Source organism: Candidatus Aminicenantes bacterium, assembly GCA_026393855.1.
Taxonomy (GTDB): Bacteria; Acidobacteriota; Aminicenantia; order Aminicenantales; family UBA4085; genus UBA4085.
The window spans coordinates 27,501-42,247 of record JAPKZJ010000077.1 but is presented as its reverse complement, the minus strand read 5'-3'; the positions used below and the strand labels follow the sequence as shown (position 1 = coordinate 42,247).

At 62.3% G+C, this 14,747-nt stretch carries 10 protein-coding genes and 2 rRNA genes (1 of these 12 only partly in view); 3 read left to right on the top strand and 9 right to left on the bottom strand.

Features of this window, described 5'->3' with window-relative positions; translation table 11 throughout:
- Together NTZ26_09575 and NTZ26_09570 are read right to left on the bottom strand one after the other, a co-directional pair.
- On the bottom strand, positions 1 to 1,553 hold a 1,553-nt coding region (locus NTZ26_09575), incomplete at its 3' end, for a HAMP domain-containing sensor histidine kinase (protein MCX6560750.1).
- 430 nt (positions 1,554 to 1,983) lie between these two features.
- The gene (locus NTZ26_09570; protein MCX6560749.1) at positions 1,984 to 4,032 is read right to left on the bottom strand and encodes an alpha-galactosidase; all 2,049 of its coding nucleotides are present in this window, start codon (positions 4,030 to 4,032) and stop codon (positions 1,984 to 1,986) included.
- A gap of 296 nt (positions 4,033 to 4,328) precedes the next feature.
- Here NTZ26_09570 and NTZ26_09565 point away from each other — a divergent pair, with 296 nt between their 5' ends.
- The 3 genes from NTZ26_09565 to NTZ26_09555 are packed head-to-tail and all read left to right on the top strand — an operon-like array spanning position 4,329 to position 7,197.
- Entirely contained in the window at positions 4,329 to 6,362 is a 2,034-nt protein-coding gene (locus tag NTZ26_09565) for an alpha-galactosidase (protein MCX6560748.1), read from the top strand.
- A gap of 25 nt (positions 6,363 to 6,387) precedes the next feature.
- Entirely contained in the window at positions 6,388 to 7,002 is a 615-nt protein-coding gene (locus NTZ26_09560; GenBank protein ID MCX6560747.1) for a nitroreductase family protein, read from the top strand.
- Between the two features lie 15 nt (positions 7,003 to 7,017).
- On the top strand, positions 7,018 to 7,197 hold the full coding sequence (locus NTZ26_09555) for a hypothetical protein (protein MCX6560746.1): 180 nt from the start codon (positions 7,018 to 7,020) through the stop codon (positions 7,195 to 7,197).
- A 7-nt stretch (positions 7,198 to 7,204) separates the two neighbouring features.
- Here the strand turns inward: NTZ26_09555 and NTZ26_09550 are convergent, their stop codons facing one another.
- The 7 genes from NTZ26_09550 to NTZ26_09520 form a co-directional block, all read right to left on the bottom strand.
- Positions 7,205 to 8,200: a hypothetical protein gene (locus tag NTZ26_09550; protein MCX6560745.1), complete on the bottom strand. Its 996-nt coding sequence runs from the start codon at positions 8,198 to 8,200 to the stop codon at positions 7,205 to 7,207.
- Positions 8,201 to 8,381: 181 nt separating this feature from the next.
- Positions 8,382 to 9,653 (bottom strand): hypothetical protein, encoded by a 1,272-nt coding sequence (locus tag NTZ26_09545; protein MCX6560744.1) that lies wholly within the window; start codon positions 9,651 to 9,653, stop codon positions 8,382 to 8,384.
- Between the two features lie 5 nt (positions 9,654 to 9,658).
- Positions 9,659 to 10,900 (bottom strand): MFS transporter, encoded by a 1,242-nt coding sequence (locus NTZ26_09540; GenBank protein MCX6560743.1) that lies wholly within the window; start codon positions 10,898 to 10,900, stop codon positions 9,659 to 9,661.
- A gap of 120 nt (positions 10,901 to 11,020) precedes the next feature.
- Positions 11,021 to 11,845: a methyltransferase domain-containing protein gene (locus tag NTZ26_09535; protein ID MCX6560742.1), complete on the bottom strand. Its 825-nt coding sequence runs from the start codon at positions 11,843 to 11,845 to the stop codon at positions 11,021 to 11,023.
- A 154-nt stretch (positions 11,846 to 11,999) separates the two neighbouring features.
- Complete coding sequence (locus NTZ26_09530; GenBank protein MCX6560741.1) at positions 12,000 to 12,302, bottom strand: RNA-binding protein; 303 nt, start codon at positions 12,300 to 12,302, stop codon at positions 12,000 to 12,002.
- Positions 12,303 to 12,495: 193 nt separating this feature from the next.
- A 5S ribosomal RNA gene (gene rrf / locus NTZ26_09525) occupies positions 12,496 to 12,612 on the bottom strand.
- 62 nt (positions 12,613 to 12,674) lie between these two features.
- Positions 12,675 to 14,747: ribosomal RNA gene (locus tag NTZ26_09520) — 23S ribosomal RNA — on the bottom strand (it continues 922 nt past the right edge of the window).

The window sequence follows — 14,747 nt, the reverse complement described above, 5'->3', positions numbered from 1 at the left end:
GCCAGCCCCAAGCCCGCGCCCACGATGCCGTCGTTTCTCGGATCGGGAACGCGATGAAACTTCTCAAAAACGCGCTTCTGCTCGGCGGCCGGGATGCCGATGCCCCGATCCCGGACCCGAATGACCGCTGCGGCTTCGGTTTTTTCCAGAGAAAGATCGATCTCCCGGGCCTCGCCCGAATATTTCACGGCATTGTCGAGCAGATTCAGAACGGCTTGAAGGAGGGCGTCGCGGTCGCCGTTTATTTCCGGAATATCGTCCGCAACCGAGAGACGAAGCCGGAATCCCTTCTGGCGCAATGGGTATTCCATGACCCGGGCAGCCGAAGCCAGGACGTCGGAAACGGCGATTCTCGCGAACCGATAGGACCGTCGGCCCTTCTCGATCTTCGAAAAATCCAGAACGTTGGCGATCAAACGATCCAAGCGTTCGCTTTCATTGATGATCGTATCGAGATATTCGTCCTTCTTGGCGGGCTCCCGCAGACGGTTCAAGCGCAGGGTTTCGGCGAACATCCGGATTGCGGCCAAGGGGGTTTTCAGCTCATGCGAGACCGAGGCGACAAATTGGGACCTCAATTCCGCCGTTTCCAGATCGCGCCGCACGTCTCGCCAAAACAGAATCGAGCCGAAAATAGCCAGCCCAAGGGCAAGCCCGGCCATCAGAAGATAGATCGCCGATCGGGAATTCGACGGATCCGGAGGGGCGGCCCACGTCGAGGGAATGACGATCCTGGCATTGGGGAAAGCGGGTCCCAGGGGCAAGCCGCCGGGGACTTGAAGCTCTCCCAAAACCGAGCCGGCGGCTGAGCCGGCCGAACCGCCGACGGCGGCCAGGGCCGTGTTGAACGCCGCCCCGGCCTCGCAGGCGACCAGGATCTCTCGGTCGCCGGCCGCTTCTGCCCAGCTCACGAACCACGGGCCGGGCCCGAATAAGGACCAAGTTTCTCTTGCGGCGGCGATCTTTTCAGGCAGCTCGTCGGCTCGATCCGGATGACGAGACTGAATCTTGAGCACTTCGGCTAGTTTCTGCTTTTGAGGAAGGTCCCGCAGCACGGTCATGGCGGCAGCGCTTCTTTTCCGGACCTCGGAGATCGAGGACGTTTTGAGTTTGGCAAATAGGTCCAGCGCTTGAAGCGTCGCCCCCGGCATCAACCGGCCCCATGGGTAGACCGCCGGATCGAGAGCGGCGCAAATCGCCGCTTGATCCGATTCGGAATTCGCCAATCGTTCGGCGGCGTATAAGGAGTAGGGAATCCGAAATTCGTCTTGCACCTCGGCGGGAAGAGCCAGAAGAGCTCGCGCCATAGCTGCGGATTCCCCGGCCCGGCCCGCTTTGGAAAGCGACCGGGCCACCGCCAGGCGAGTCACGGCTTCCTGCTCCGGGGCCAAGCCGGTTTTGAGCATGGCTTGGCCGAGCTTGGCGGCTTGAACCGGATCGCGATCCGCGAATTCCGCCTTTTCGAGCCGGCGGAGATCTGCCGCGAAATCCCGGCCCCCGGAAGCCGCCGATTTCCGGGAAAAGGCCGGCTCATCCTCCCATGGCAGCCGCAATTCTCCATCACGCCATTCGCCGACGAAGACCGGAAGGGGACCGAGAGAGATACCGAGCGGAGGCGGGACGGGATTCCTCAGCCCTCCCTCAGCCAGAGCTTTAGCCTGGTCGAGGACCGAGAGGAGGGCACGCCCTATTTCCAAAGCAAATTTCCGGCGATCCTCGACAATCCGCTCCCGAGCCAACTCCTTGTCCTGGCTGACCAAACGCAAAGCAAAAAAAACAAGGAGCAGACTCGGCAAAACGATACTAATCAGATAATAAATAAATTTGGTGCGCCGGCGGCGTATCGCCATCATCGGATCTCGTTCCCGGGACCTATTCTACCATGCCGGCCGCAGCCGGATTGTCACGTGAATGTCATATTTCTCGGGAACAAGTTCAAATCGATCGATAGATTTCCTTGTCCGTGCGTTGGGGAAACCGAGGCTACTGTTTCTTATATTCGACCACAACGGACCCGGGGAGCGAGTCGATGTGGAGTCGGAGCTGTTTAAGCTCGGAGCCGCGAAGGATCCGCCGCTCGGAGACCTCATAGCCGTAGGACCAGGTCACGGCAAAGCGGCCGTCGGGGTCGATCTCCCGCGGCGAGACGGTGAAGTCGCTCGCCGCCTGTTCCCGGCGAAACGCAATGACGATCCCATCCCCTTCCGCCGGCCGATGGTACTGCATGACGCACCAATCCGTCGCTTTCAACGTCACCGGCGAAAGCGGGTAGAAATCGCCGAACCAATACGGACGCAGCCGCTTGCCTTCGGCGATCCCCTTGGCCAGCTCGGCCCGCGGGTAGTCCGCAGGCCGCGTGTCTTCGGCAAAGGAGATGCCCCCATTGAAGCCGCTGCGAAAGAGATACGGGTCCGAGCCCATCTGCCCGCAGGTGCTGAACGGTACATATCGGTTTAGTCCCGCACTCATTAATTGGTTCTTCGTGGCCGCGGCACGGACGGTGACGGCTTTCAGGTCCGTCATGTTGCAGGTGTTGTCGCTCCGCCACAAAGGCAAAGCCCGCGACATCGTCTCGAGGTCGATCCTCCGGCCGCCGCTGGCGCAATCGTCGATCATGAGGCGGGGGAATGCGGTCCGCAAGTCGTCCCACATGCGATACAGCCCCTGGATATAGCGCATCTCGCCCATGCCGCCGCGATTCGGATCCTTGTCGAGAGCCTTCCAATAAGGGAGAGGATCAATGTTGTAATCGATGCGCAGCCAGTCCATGCCGTAGGCGGCGATGACGGCTTTGAGGTAGGCGGTCATATGCGCCCGCGCCTCGTCGTTCCCGAGGTTGAACAGACCTCCCTTGGCGCCGCCGACGACCCAATCCGGATGAGATTCGGCCAGGTAGGTGCCGGCGGCCACACGCTCGGGCTCGAACCAGACCAGGAACTTCATCCCCGCCGCGTGCGCGGCGTCGCTGATGGGCTTCAACCCGCGCGGAAACCTGTCGGCGGGTTCGGCCATCGTGATCGGGAACCCGTAGTTGCCCATGCCCTCCGGGAAGCCTTTTTTCGTCCAATACGCGTCCAGCCAGAAGACTTCGAAGCCCAGGCCCTTGGCCGCGTTCAAATGGGCCGTCACGTTCGCCTCGGTGCTGTCGTTCATCTCGTAGAACGAGGTGCTCAAGTGGGCGATCGGCGGAGTGATCGGACGGCCGTCGATGTGGGGAACGATATGAGCCAGCATGGTCCGTCGAAACAGATTGCAGGCCCGGTCCGGATCGTCCCCGAACCAATAAAGCTGGAGAATGCGGGGACTGCGAAGGCTCTCGCCCGGATGCAGGACGGTGTGGAGGTTTTGCTGATGCACGGCGATGCGCAGCCCGTTCGCCGCGGGCGCCTCGATGAGCCCCCGCCATTGGCCGGACCAGCCCACGGCCGTGACGACGCCGCCCCCGCCATATTGGATATTGAAGAAGGGGGAATCGGCCGAAGAACGGCCGTTCTCAGCTCCGAATTCATACTTGGCGCCGGAAATAAGCGCCCGAGCGAAGGGCTGCCAATCGTCGTCCGCGCACCGGCTGCCTTTCAGCCCGTGCCAGATCGGGGCCGGCCCGGGTCCCGGCTTGATCGACACGTCCAGCGCCTGCAACTGCTCGATGACAGGCGTATCGACCGTCCCTTTGTTTGTGAACGCGAGAGTCCAGTCCAGGCCGGCAGAGTCCAGATAGACGGTGCAGAAGGCCCGGATTTCGAGCCCGGTCGTCGGGTCCGTGATCGTCAAGATGCGCAGGCGCTTCCCGACATCAACCGCTCGATCCTCGACCCGACTCGCCCAGGAGCCGATGAAAGATGCAGAAGGTCGGCCGCCGTAGACGAACGAAAACGGCAGCGCCGCCGAGGCGGCCGCCGAGAACATCGCCTCGGCCCGCTGCCGGTTGGCGGCGATCTCCCGATCCGCGGCCCTGCCGAGCGGCGCGGCGCTTGAAACAACGGCGACAAACATTCCCAAACCCAGGCCTAGGCGGACGGCTTTGTTTCCCATATACGCCTCTTTTCTCCTGCTTCGAATCGCGGCCTTCTCCGAATCTTTCTCCTCCGCCGACACTCCCCTGCCGTGGCCTCTTCGGACGGCCGTTGAAGCCATTGGGGCGTCAACAAGAGGCCTCTCGCCATCCGGGGATGCTGTCATGACCGGGAGCGCCTGTCAACTGCGGGAAGGTTGAATGTAAGGCCTTCCCGCCATCGTTCTCGGCTCTTGAGCCGGGCGATGGATTCGGATAATGTAGCCAAGATCGGAGCGCGCCAAAGCGCCGGGGCGCCTGACGGGGAGGATCGACCATGAGAAGCAAAATCGGGCTCGTTTTCGTCGCGACGATCGCTTTGGCCCTTTCGGCAGCGGCGGCAGGGTTCGACCCGGCGGCGGCGCACGACAAAGCCGGGCGGGACAAGTTCGTCGCCGCGCACATCGATCGGCCGGAAGAGGCGCCTTTCTCGTTCGTCTATGGCGGCCGGCCGTCATCCGCGCTCCTGGCCAAGTGGCCCTCGACGACCGAGACGAAAACGGACGGGCTCAAAACGCTCACAACCGTCGTTTATACCGACCCGGCCACGCGGCTCCGGGTGACCGTCGTGTACACCCTGTACTCGGACTATCCTGCGGTCGAATGGGTCGTTCGCTTTAAGAACGAAGGCCGCGCCGATTCGCCGATCATCGAGAACATCCTCATTTCGGCTCTGCGCTTCGACGACTGGCCCGCCGGCCCGGCCACCCTCCATCGGGCCCGGGGAAGCGACGCTCTGCGGACCGACTTCGCCCCGCTCGCCGACATCCTGACCGACGGCTCAGAAGTTGCCTTCGGGACTCGAGGCGGCCGATCCTCCGATGCGGCCTTGCCCTTCTTCAACATCGCCGCCCCCAGCCGGGGCGTCATGGCCGCCGTCGGCTGGACCGGCCGTTGGAAGGCCATGGTTAAAAAGCCCGCCGCCTCGCAAGTCTCTCTCGACGCAGGCATGGAAACGACCCATTTCCGCCTGCACCCGGGGGAGGAAGTGCGCTCGCCTTCGATGTGCCTGCTCTTCTGGAAAGGAGCCGATCGGTTCGACGGTCACAACCTGTTCCGCCGCTTCGTCCTGGCTCATCACTCGCCGCGGCCGAACGGCAAGCTCGTCGAGCCTCCCCTTTCCCACGGCGTCGGCTTCGGCGGGCCGGCCCCCTGCAACGAATACACCTGCGCCACGGAAGGCTATGTCCTGTCCATGATAGACCGGCTCGGCCAGTTCGGCCTCGAGCCCGAGGCTTTCTGGATCGACGCCGGATGGTACGAAAACGCGAGCCCCAGTTGGTGGGACGGCGTCGGCACCTGGTCCCCCGACAAGAAGCGGTTTCCGCGCGGCCTCAAACCGATCGGGGACGCCGCCCGCAGCAAAGGCAAGCGCTTCGTCCTCTGGTTCGAGCCCGAACGGGTTTACGAAGGGACCCGGCTCGACCGAGAGCATCCCGAATGGCTGATCCGCCTGCCGGACAACCCCGACCGGGTCTTCAACCTGGGAAATCCGGAAGCCCGAGCCTGGATGATCGATCACGTCTCGAAGCTCCTGCTCGCGGAAGGCGTCACCATCTATCGCCAGGATTTCAATATCAACGCCCTGCCCTATTGGCGGACGCTCGACGCCCCGGACAGGGTGGGGATCGCCGAGATCCGGCACATCGAAGGGCTTTATGCTTATTGGGACGCGCTTCTGACCAAAGTCCCCGGGCTGCTGATCGACAACTGCGCCGGCGGCGGGCGCCGCATCGACCTCGAGACGATCAGCCGCAGCATCCCGCTGTGGCGGACGGACTCCCAGCCCTGCGAGCCCAACGGGGAGCAAGGCCATACCTACGGGCTGCAATTGTATGTCCCTTTCAGCGGCACGGGGAACAACGATCCGCGGCGATACGCCTTTCGGAGCGCCATGTCCGGCGCTACCGTGCTGGCCTGGAACGTCAACGGGACGGTCAACGCGCCCGCCTTCGACCTCGCCGCGGCGCTCGCCGACATCGCCGAATTCAAAGCCTTGCGGCCCTTCTTCGCCGCCGATTACTACCCGCTGACGGAGTACTCGACCTCTGACGAATCCTGGGCCGCCTTCCAATGGGACCGGCCGGAGGAGCGGGACGGGATCGTCCTGGCCTTTCGCCGGAACGGCGCCCTCGAGGCCGCCAAGACCCTCGCCCTGCACGGCCTCGACCCCGGGGCCGACTACGAGGTCTCCTTCGAGGACTACGGGCTCGTCGTCGTCAAAAGCGGCCGCGAGCTGCGGACCGGGCTTGCCCTCAAGATCCCCCAAGCCGACACTTCGCTGCTCGTTAAATACCGCCGCATCAAGTGATCCGCCGCGCCCCGGGGAGGAAAAAATGAACTTCGAAGAAGTCGTCGCCGGCCGACGGACCGTCCGCGAGTTTCTGGCTCGCCCCATCGAGGAGGGAAAAGTCCGCAGGGTCCTGGAAGCGGGACTGGCCGCTCCCTCCAACGCCCATCTCAAGTCCTGGGAATTCATCCTGCTTCGCGACCGGGAGTCGCGCCGGACCGCCGTCGTCGATCATTTGAAAGCCCGGAACCTCGCGGATCGGGAGGAGACCGATCGCTTTCTAGCCGCCTTCGAGGACGAGGCTCTTAAAAGCGTCTATCGTCGATCTCTTCCCCTCCAGCTGACGATGATGCTGGAAGCCCCCGAGGTGCTGATCGTGGTCTACACGGCGAAGCCTCTCGTCGACTGCCGAAGGCTTTTCGATTTGAATCCTCTCGCCTCCGCCTGGATGTGCATCGAGAACATCATGCTGGCCATGGCCGCGGAAGGCCTGTTCGGCTGCACCTACACGCCCTACGACGCCGCGGGGCTGAAAAAACACTTGGGGATCCCGGAAGGCCGGGAAATCGCCGCCGTCATCCCCTTCGGGTATCCGGCCAAGATGCCGGACGCCTGGCCGGCCGAGGCGCTGGAGCCCCGGCTCCACGTTGACCGCTGGTAAAAGGAGGCTCCGCGAATGAACAACTCGGGCCGCACCATGCGAGCCGCCCGCGAGGCGAAAGGCGAATTGAGCGTCGCATTGTTCGGGAAACCCCTGCCGTTCAAACTCGGACCCTGCCAGATCAAGACTTACATGCTGCCGCTGGACAAGCGCCAAGCGCCCCGGGAGACGAACCTGGTCGAGGGGATGTTCTAAACCGCCCCTACCAAGCTTTCTCGGAATGCAGCTCCCAGACCTCTTCCTCGGCGTTTTCCCGAAGATAGTAGTAGCGGCCCTGGTAGAAGCAAAAGAGAACGCCGTTGGAGATGCGGCCGGTGAAGGGGAGGTCCAGCCGCTTCAGCTCCCGCCCCTGCTGGTCGAAGACGGCGAATTCGACCGCATCCTTGCGAAATATATAGGTTCTGGCGACGAATTTTCCGTCGAAGATCTCGAAATAGTCGAGGCCCGGGGTCTGGTCGGGGAAGTAAAGCATCTTCTCGTAATCCGCCCAGCTCATCCTGCGTTCGCGGTCCTCTCGAATGGGTTTGACGATCGCTTCCTTCAGGTCGGCCGTCATCTTGACCGGCGCCAACGGCAGGTGGACTTCCCGTTGCCGGATCCCGTTCCGGTCGTAGACGGTGACGACGGATTCCCGCGCCGCATCGATGACGTAGATCTGGTCGCCGACCACCCGGGGGGCAAAGTAATCGGCCACCAGATTGAGCTTCATCAGGCCCTGGGATGTCTTCCGCGCTCCGATTTCCCTGACCAGCTTGAAGTCCTTGTCGTAGAGCCGGATCGTCGTCGTCGTGCCCTTGTCGTCGAAGTTGAAATCCCTGATCACGTATCCCTCGCCCAGGCGATAGACCGCCCCCTTGAACGCGCCAACTGTCACCGCGACCTCGCTGACGTAATTGCCGTCCAGGGAAAAGCGGGCCAGCTTGTGGGAGCCGGGAAGGTCCAGGTGATCTTTGAAGACTCGGATGAGGTACAGGAAATCGAACTCCCCGGGTCCTTGCCCTTCGCGTCCGAAGGTCTTGACGAAGGCGGCCCCCTTCGGCCCCAGGGTGTAGAAATGCGCGGCCACGGAATTTTCCACGATGTACATGCGGCCGTCGGCGATGGTGAGATAGAACGGGTTTTGGACTTGGGGCAGCTTGGCCACCAGTTCGGCCGCCGCCGGGAGGGTCAAAGCCAACAAACCGGCTGCAATCGCCATCAGGCCAATCTTCCAAGATGCTATTTGTTCCCTCATACCGAACCTCCTCGGCGAAGGCGCATTGGCGTTCGGCGCCCCCCCCTCTAGAATACGATATTTCGGCCCCGCATGTTGTAAAGCAGGGCGAAAAACCCGCCCGTCCAGCCATGGAGCGGAAGATCCGAGCCGCGCCCCGGGGCCGTTAGTTCCCCTTCTTCAAAATAGCATCCAGGACGGGGTCGCGCAGGGCGAGATAATCGTCGAGGGTCAGCTCGACGAGGACGTCCGGCGTCAGGGAAGGATCGTCCCCCTCGACGAACTTGAAGTATTTGGTCGAGTAGGACACCTTGATCTTGAGATTGGGAAGAGTCAGGGTTTGGATCTCGCCGTAATGGTTCGGTCTGCCGCCGGTCGGCTCGCCGTAGAAAACGGCTTCGGTCTTCTTCTTGAGGTCCAGTGCGTTGAGGATCGCCGAGGAGAACGTCCGCCGGCCGAGAATGACGAACAGGCGCCCTTTCCGGTTGATCTCCTTGTCCGCCGCCAATTGTTGGATAAAGGGGTCAAAGATCGACGAATCCCCGCCGCCGTTGGCGCGCAGGTCGATGACCAGCCTATCGACGGGGTTCTTGCGGATCGCCTCCCAGAGCTCGGCGGAGAAGGCGGCAAACGGCCGGTTGGGGAGGTCTCGGCAGGAATTGTAGGCGAAATAGAGCGTCCGCGATGCGGACAGATAGGCGAACTCATAGGCCGCGGCGGCGGTACGGCGGTAGACGGGCAGCCGCGCGGGATCGACCGCCGGCGCCGCCCAGGCGATTTTGCGGACGTCGCCTACGGCGAGACTTTTCATCTTAGCCGAGGCCGTCCCGCCGGCGGGCGTCCGGACCGTGAAGGTCGCCTCTTCGGGCACAGCGAGAAGCCCCAGCCCGAGCAGGTGTTCGGAGGAGCCCAAAAATCTGGGCACAAAATCCTTGACCTGAGCTTCGTTGTCGTGGGGGAAGATCCCGGCGAAGGCGCGGACGACCTCGTCGATGGGATGCCCGTCGACCGATTCCAGCCGGCCGTTGAGGAGCCCGGCGAATTCCGGCGTCGTGTCGGTGACGCAGATCCCCTCCTTGAACCAGTAGAGCTTAAAGGGGAACGCCCTCTCGGGCATGATGGTGAACGAGGTGTGGGAATCGCCCACGGCGGCCACCAGGCGGGATAGGCCAAGCAGAAACTCGGCCCGGTTGAGCGTGGGGATTTGGGCTTTCAAGGCCGCGACACCCGCCTGGAATTCCTCGCGGGTCGTCTTGAAAAAGAGATTCTTATGCCGGGCCGGCAGCTCCTTGGCCAGGAAATTGAGGTCCGCGGTCCACCCATCCCGCTCCGCCGGGGTCTCCCCCGTTTTCTGAAGTCCGCGCGGGGCGGCGACCGCCAAAGACGCCGCCATCAAGACGATGAGGAAGGCAGAATATTTCCGGCTTGGCCAAGACATCTTTATCAATCTCCTTCAAGCGATCGTCCGCTATCCGACTTGGGTTCGGGCAGCCCCAGGCTGACCCGGTTCCAGAAGCCGCCGAAGGCGATGGCCAGCAGCGGGTAGAGCCGAAGCGGCAGGACACCGGCGACGAGGCCGGCCAGGCTGAGGAGCGCCGACGCGGCTCCTTTGGTCGAGCGATAGATCAGCGCGTCGATGGTCATCTTTCCGCGGTAGCGGGCAGAAAACGGCAGGGGGACGTAGAGCACTTCTTTGGAAGCGCGGAAGACCGAGTAATCCACTGTTTTGGAGAGGAAGAAGGCCGCCCCCAGGACCGGCAGCAGCGGCAGGGCGACGCCGGCCAGAGCGGCGGCTCCGTACAGCAGGGGGATGGCGGCCAGGATGTGGCGCACCTGGAAGCGGCGCAGCAGCCGGGGACAAAGCCCCAGTTGAAGCCCAAAGGCCACCGCGTTGACGCCGCCGAAGAAGAAGCCGAGGAAGGCGGTGCGCGGCTCCTGCAGCGGCATGGCGGCCTGCAGGCTGCGGTGGAAGGCGATGTCGAAGAGCACCGAGATCGACTGCGAGGCGATGACCATCAGGGCCAAGCGGCCGAGGGTGGGATCGGAGCGCAGCAGGTCCCAGGCGAAGTGGTCGGCCAGGCGCTCGGGCTGCCGGTCGGCGGCCGTCCGTTCCGGACCCGCCTGACGGAAAGCGCGCCGGCTGAGCAGCATCGCGGCGACAGTCAAGACGGCGGCGCAAAGGACGACCTGCTCCGATCCGATCCGCTCCGAGAGCAGGCCGGTGAGCAATCCGCCGGTCACCGAGCCGGCGGTCGTGGCGGCGATGATCACGCCGTTCCAGCGCTTGCTGTCCTCCGTCGAGAACAGGCTGTTGATGAAGGCCCAGGACTGCTCCACGATCAGCACGATATAGGCCTGGGCGAAGACATAGAGCACGAACGCGCTACCGCGGACGCCGCGGCGGGCGGCGGTAGCGGTCGCCGCCAAAACCAGCCCGGATACGACCAGGGTGAGTGCGTACGTGGCCGAGGGGCCAAAGCGGCGCAGCAGGCGGCTGATGGCGTAGGTAAGAAGGATCATGACCAGGGGCAACAGCATCAGCGCCTCGGTCAGCCGGCTAGCGTGGTAATGGGCCAGAAAGATAGAGGAAGCAGCCGACCGGGCCATCTCGTAGCCCATCAGGGCCAGGGTGGCGGCGGCCACGATGGTCATCACCGCGGGCAGGAGCTTGGGCCGGTCGGGCATGCGAACAATTTACCATAGAAGCGGGCGAATTTCCGAAACGGGGCTGAGGAAGCCCGAGTTCCTCCTCGTCGGGCCTTTCGATGAAGCTGAAGCCGCCGGCCCGGGACCAACGCTTTGCCCTTACCCAGCTTTAACCTTGAAGCACAGGAGCTCGGCCGCCGACGTGACGGTGAGCGGTTTGAGCGCCGCCGTGCCGGCGGCGGCGGAAAATCTCGCCCCACGGTACGTGACGAGAAGCAGATCGACAAGCGCCGGAACATTCAGGTGCACGGCCAACCGCGCTGTCTCGTGGGATTCCAAGGTGAAGCGCTCTTCGAACTCTTCCGTCGCCAGCTTAACCCGGTCCTTAGCCGTGGCTTGGCCCAGCACGGCTTGGCGCAGCTCGGCCAGGTCATCGATCGCCGGCACTGCCAGCAGCAGGCGACCGCCCGGCGCTAAAAGCCTTTGGAACTCCTCGGGGTTATGCCTGGCGGTGATGGACAAAATGCAGTCAAACGCCTGATCCGCAAAGGGCAGGCGGCGATCGCCGTTGGCCGCAATCCAGCGCTGCCCCGGATAGCGCTGGGCCGCCGCGTCCACTGCGGCCGTCGAGATGTCCACGCCGAACCCCTCCAGCCCGAAGCGGCCGGCCAGGGCCGCGAGGTAAAAGCCGTCGCCGCAGCCCACGTCGAGGACGCGAGCGCCCAGGGGGATCCGGATCCCGGCCAAGGCGGCGGCGAGGCATTCGAGCAAGCGTGCTCCTAAACCCGCGTCAAGCAGCCGTCGGCGCGCGCAAACCATAGCTTTGGTGTCGCCTGGTTTTTTGGCCTGCTTGTCCTGGGGCAAGAGCAGGTTCACATAGCCGCTGCGGGCGATGTCGAACGCATGGCCCGCCGGGCAGGTGCAGGACCGCTCCGCCCAATGCAGCTCCTGACCGCAGCGGCGAACCGGGCAGACGACGGTCATGGAGCTTCACCTCCTTTTTGACCTGAAATAAAAAAGGGCGGACGAGCCCTTAAGGGCCGTCCGCCCGATCATTCTTGGTTAAGAAGCGGGACCGCCCGTCCGGCTATATTACCGGGGTGGGAAGCCGCGCTTCGAGAAAGCTAAAAGCTTTCGGTCAGTACCGGTTCCGGCCGCCGCCGAAGCCGCCGCCGCCGCCGCCCGTGCGGGGCCGGTCGGTCTTGGCCTGGGCTTCGTTGACCTTGAGGGCCCGGCCCTTGAGGTCGCGACCGTTCAGGGCGCTGATGGCCTTGAGCGCTTCGTCCTTGTTCGTCATTTCGACGAAGCCGAAGCCGCGCGACTGGCCGGTGGCCTTGTCGCTGATGACGGCGGCCTTGTCGACGGCCCCAAAGGCCTGGAAGGCTTCGCGCAGATCGGTCTCGGTCACGGAAAAGGACAGGTTGCCAACATAGATGTTCATACTCGTCTCCTTCGACGATGGAATCCGCCCGGTTTTGCTCCGAGGGTTCCTGAGAAAAAGTATCCGAGCGAGAAAAAGGAAAGGAGTATGCCGCATCACAGGCAGGGCTTTGGCCCCTGGTTCCTTCTCCAGGTCAGACGTGGAGGCGGGGCGCGGCCTCCTGCTTGCTTTACGCCCACGGAAAAAGAAAAAAACCCGGCAACGTCCTACTCTCCCACTCGGCAGCCCGAGCAGTACCATCGGCACCCCAGGGCTTAGCTTCCGTGTTCGGAATGGGAACGGGCGTTTCCCCTGCGTCATGGTCGCCGGGATTTAATAATCGTTTTAAATCCCAATCGAATTTCGCTGCATGTTTTGTCGAGAATAAACCTTATGGTCAAGCCTCACGGGCGGTTAGTACTGGTAAGCTTCACGCGTTACCGCGCTTCCACACCCAGCCTATCAAACGAGTCGTCTACTCGTGCCCTTCAGCCCTTGCGGGAGGGAGAACTAATCTTGGGGCGTGCTTCCCGCTTATATGCCTTCAGCGGTTATCACTTCCGAACGTAGCTACCCGGCGATGCCCCTGGCGGGACAACCGGCACACTAGAGGTTCGTTCGTCCAGGTCCTTTCGTACTATGGACCACCCCCCTCAATTCTCCTGCGCCTGCCGTGGATAGGGACCGAACTGTCTCGCGACGTTCTGAACCCAGCTCACGTACCGCTTTAACCGGCGAACAGCCGGACCCTTGGGACCCGCTTCAGCCCCAGGATGCGATGAGCCGACATCGAGGTGCCAAACAGTCTCGTCGATATGAGCTCTTGGAGACTATTAGCCTGTTATCCCCGGCGTACCTTTTATCCGTTGAGCGATGGCCCTTCCATTCGGGACCACCGGATCACTATGCCCGAGTTTCCTCCCTGCTTGAGATGTCTCTCTCGCAGTCAAGCTCCCTTATGCCATTGCACTCTACGGTTGATTTCCAAACAACCTGAGGGAACCTTAGGGCGCCTCCGTTACATTTTGGGAGGCAACCGCCCCAGTTAAACTACCCACCTAACACTGTCCGCCTCCCCGATCAGGGGAGCGAGTTAGAATCTCAGAATCGCAAGAGTGGTATCTCACCGTTGGCTCCACCAGTCCCGGAGGACCAGCTTCAAAGCCTCCCACCTATCCTGCGCATGCTATCCCAAAATCCAATGCTAGGATGCAGTTAAGGTGCCGGGGTCTTTCCGTCCAGCGGCAGGTAACCGGCGTCTTCACCGGTACCACAATTTCGCCGTACCCCTCTTTGAGACAGCGCTCAAGTCGTTACGCCTTTCGTGCGGGTCGGAACTTACCCGACAAGGAATTTCGCTACCTTAGGACCGTTATAGTTACGGCCGCCGTTTACTGGGGCTTCGGTTCAGAGCTTCGCTTGCGCTAACCCCTCCCCTTAACCTTCCAGCACCGGGCAGGCGTCAGACCCTATACATCGATTTTATGTCTTTGCAGAGTCCTGTGTTTTTGCTAAACAGTCGCCTGAGCCATTTCTCTGCGACCTCCTCGGGCTCCATCTGTACGACTTCACCCTAACGAGGCACCTCTTTTCCCGAAGTTACGAGGTTAGATTGCCGAGTTCCTAAAAGAGGGCTCATACGTGCGCCTTAGGATTCTCTCCTGATCTACCTGTGTCGGTTTCCGGTACGGACACCTGAGATACGTTCTTAGTGGCTTTTCTCGGCAGTTTGGAGTCAGTGAGTTCGCAAGGCCGAAGCCAAGCTTCCTCGCCATACTCGAGGTTAACGAGGTCCTGGATTTGCCTGGGACCTCCCTCTACTAGGCGACCGCACACATCCAGACGTGCGTACACGTATCCTCCTGCGTCCCCACATGGTGACTCTCAGGCGGTGCAGGAATGTTGACCTGCTGTCCATCGGCTACGCCTTTCGGCCTGACCTTAGGATCCGACTAACCCTGGGCGGACTGACCTTCCCCAGGAAACCTTAGATTTTCGGCGCGGCTGGTTTTCACAGCCGTTATCGCTACTCATGCCGGCAGGGTCTCTTCCGAAGAGTCCACCAACCCTTACAGGTCGGCTTCAGCCTCGTCGGAATGCTCTTCTACCATCGTCGGCGGCCCGAAGGCCACGACGATCCGCCGCTTCGGTCGTATACTTTAGCCCCGTTACATTGTCGGCGCAAGAACGCTTGACCAGTGAGCTGTTACGCTTTCTTTAAAGGATGGCTGCTTCTAAGCCAACCTCCTGGTTGTCTTCGTATCCTCACATCCTTGCCCACTTAGTATACAGTTAGGGACCTTAGCGGACGGTCTGGGCTGTTTCCCTTTTGACCACGGAGCTTAGCCCCCGTAGTCTGACTCCCGCGCAGTAGTCGGGGGAATTCGGAGTTTGGTTGGATTTGGAAGATCTTTCGACCCCCTAGGCCATCCAGTGCTCTACCTCCCACGCTATTCACGCGAGGCT

Coding starts and splice junctions, on each gene's coding strand:
- NTZ26_09570 (MCX6560749.1), bottom strand. CDS start 4,032: ATGGGAAACAAAGCCGTCCGCCTAGGCCTGGGTTTGGGAATGTTTGTC.
- NTZ26_09565 (MCX6560748.1), top strand. CDS start 4,329: ATGAGAAGCAAAATCGGGCTCGTTTTCGTCGCGACGATCGCTTTGGCC.
- NTZ26_09560 (MCX6560747.1), top strand. CDS start 6,388: ATGAACTTCGAAGAAGTCGTCGCCGGCCGACGGACCGTCCGCGAGTTT.
- NTZ26_09555 (MCX6560746.1), top strand. CDS start 7,018: ATGAACAACTCGGGCCGCACCATGCGAGCCGCCCGCGAGGCGAAAGGC.
- NTZ26_09550 (MCX6560745.1), bottom strand. CDS start 8,200: ATGGCGATTGCAGCCGGTTTGTTGGCTTTGACCCTCCCGGCGGCGGCC.
- NTZ26_09545 (MCX6560744.1), bottom strand. CDS start 9,653: ATGTCTTGGCCAAGCCGGAAATATTCTGCCTTCCTCATCGTCTTGATG.
- NTZ26_09540 (MCX6560743.1), bottom strand. CDS start 10,900: ATGCCCGACCGGCCCAAGCTCCTGCCCGCGGTGATGACCATCGTGGCC.
- NTZ26_09535 (MCX6560742.1), bottom strand. CDS start 11,845: ATGACCGTCGTCTGCCCGGTTCGCCGCTGCGGTCAGGAGCTGCATTGG.
- NTZ26_09530 (MCX6560741.1), bottom strand. CDS start 12,302: ATGAACATCTATGTTGGCAACCTGTCCTTTTCCGTGACCGAGACCGAT.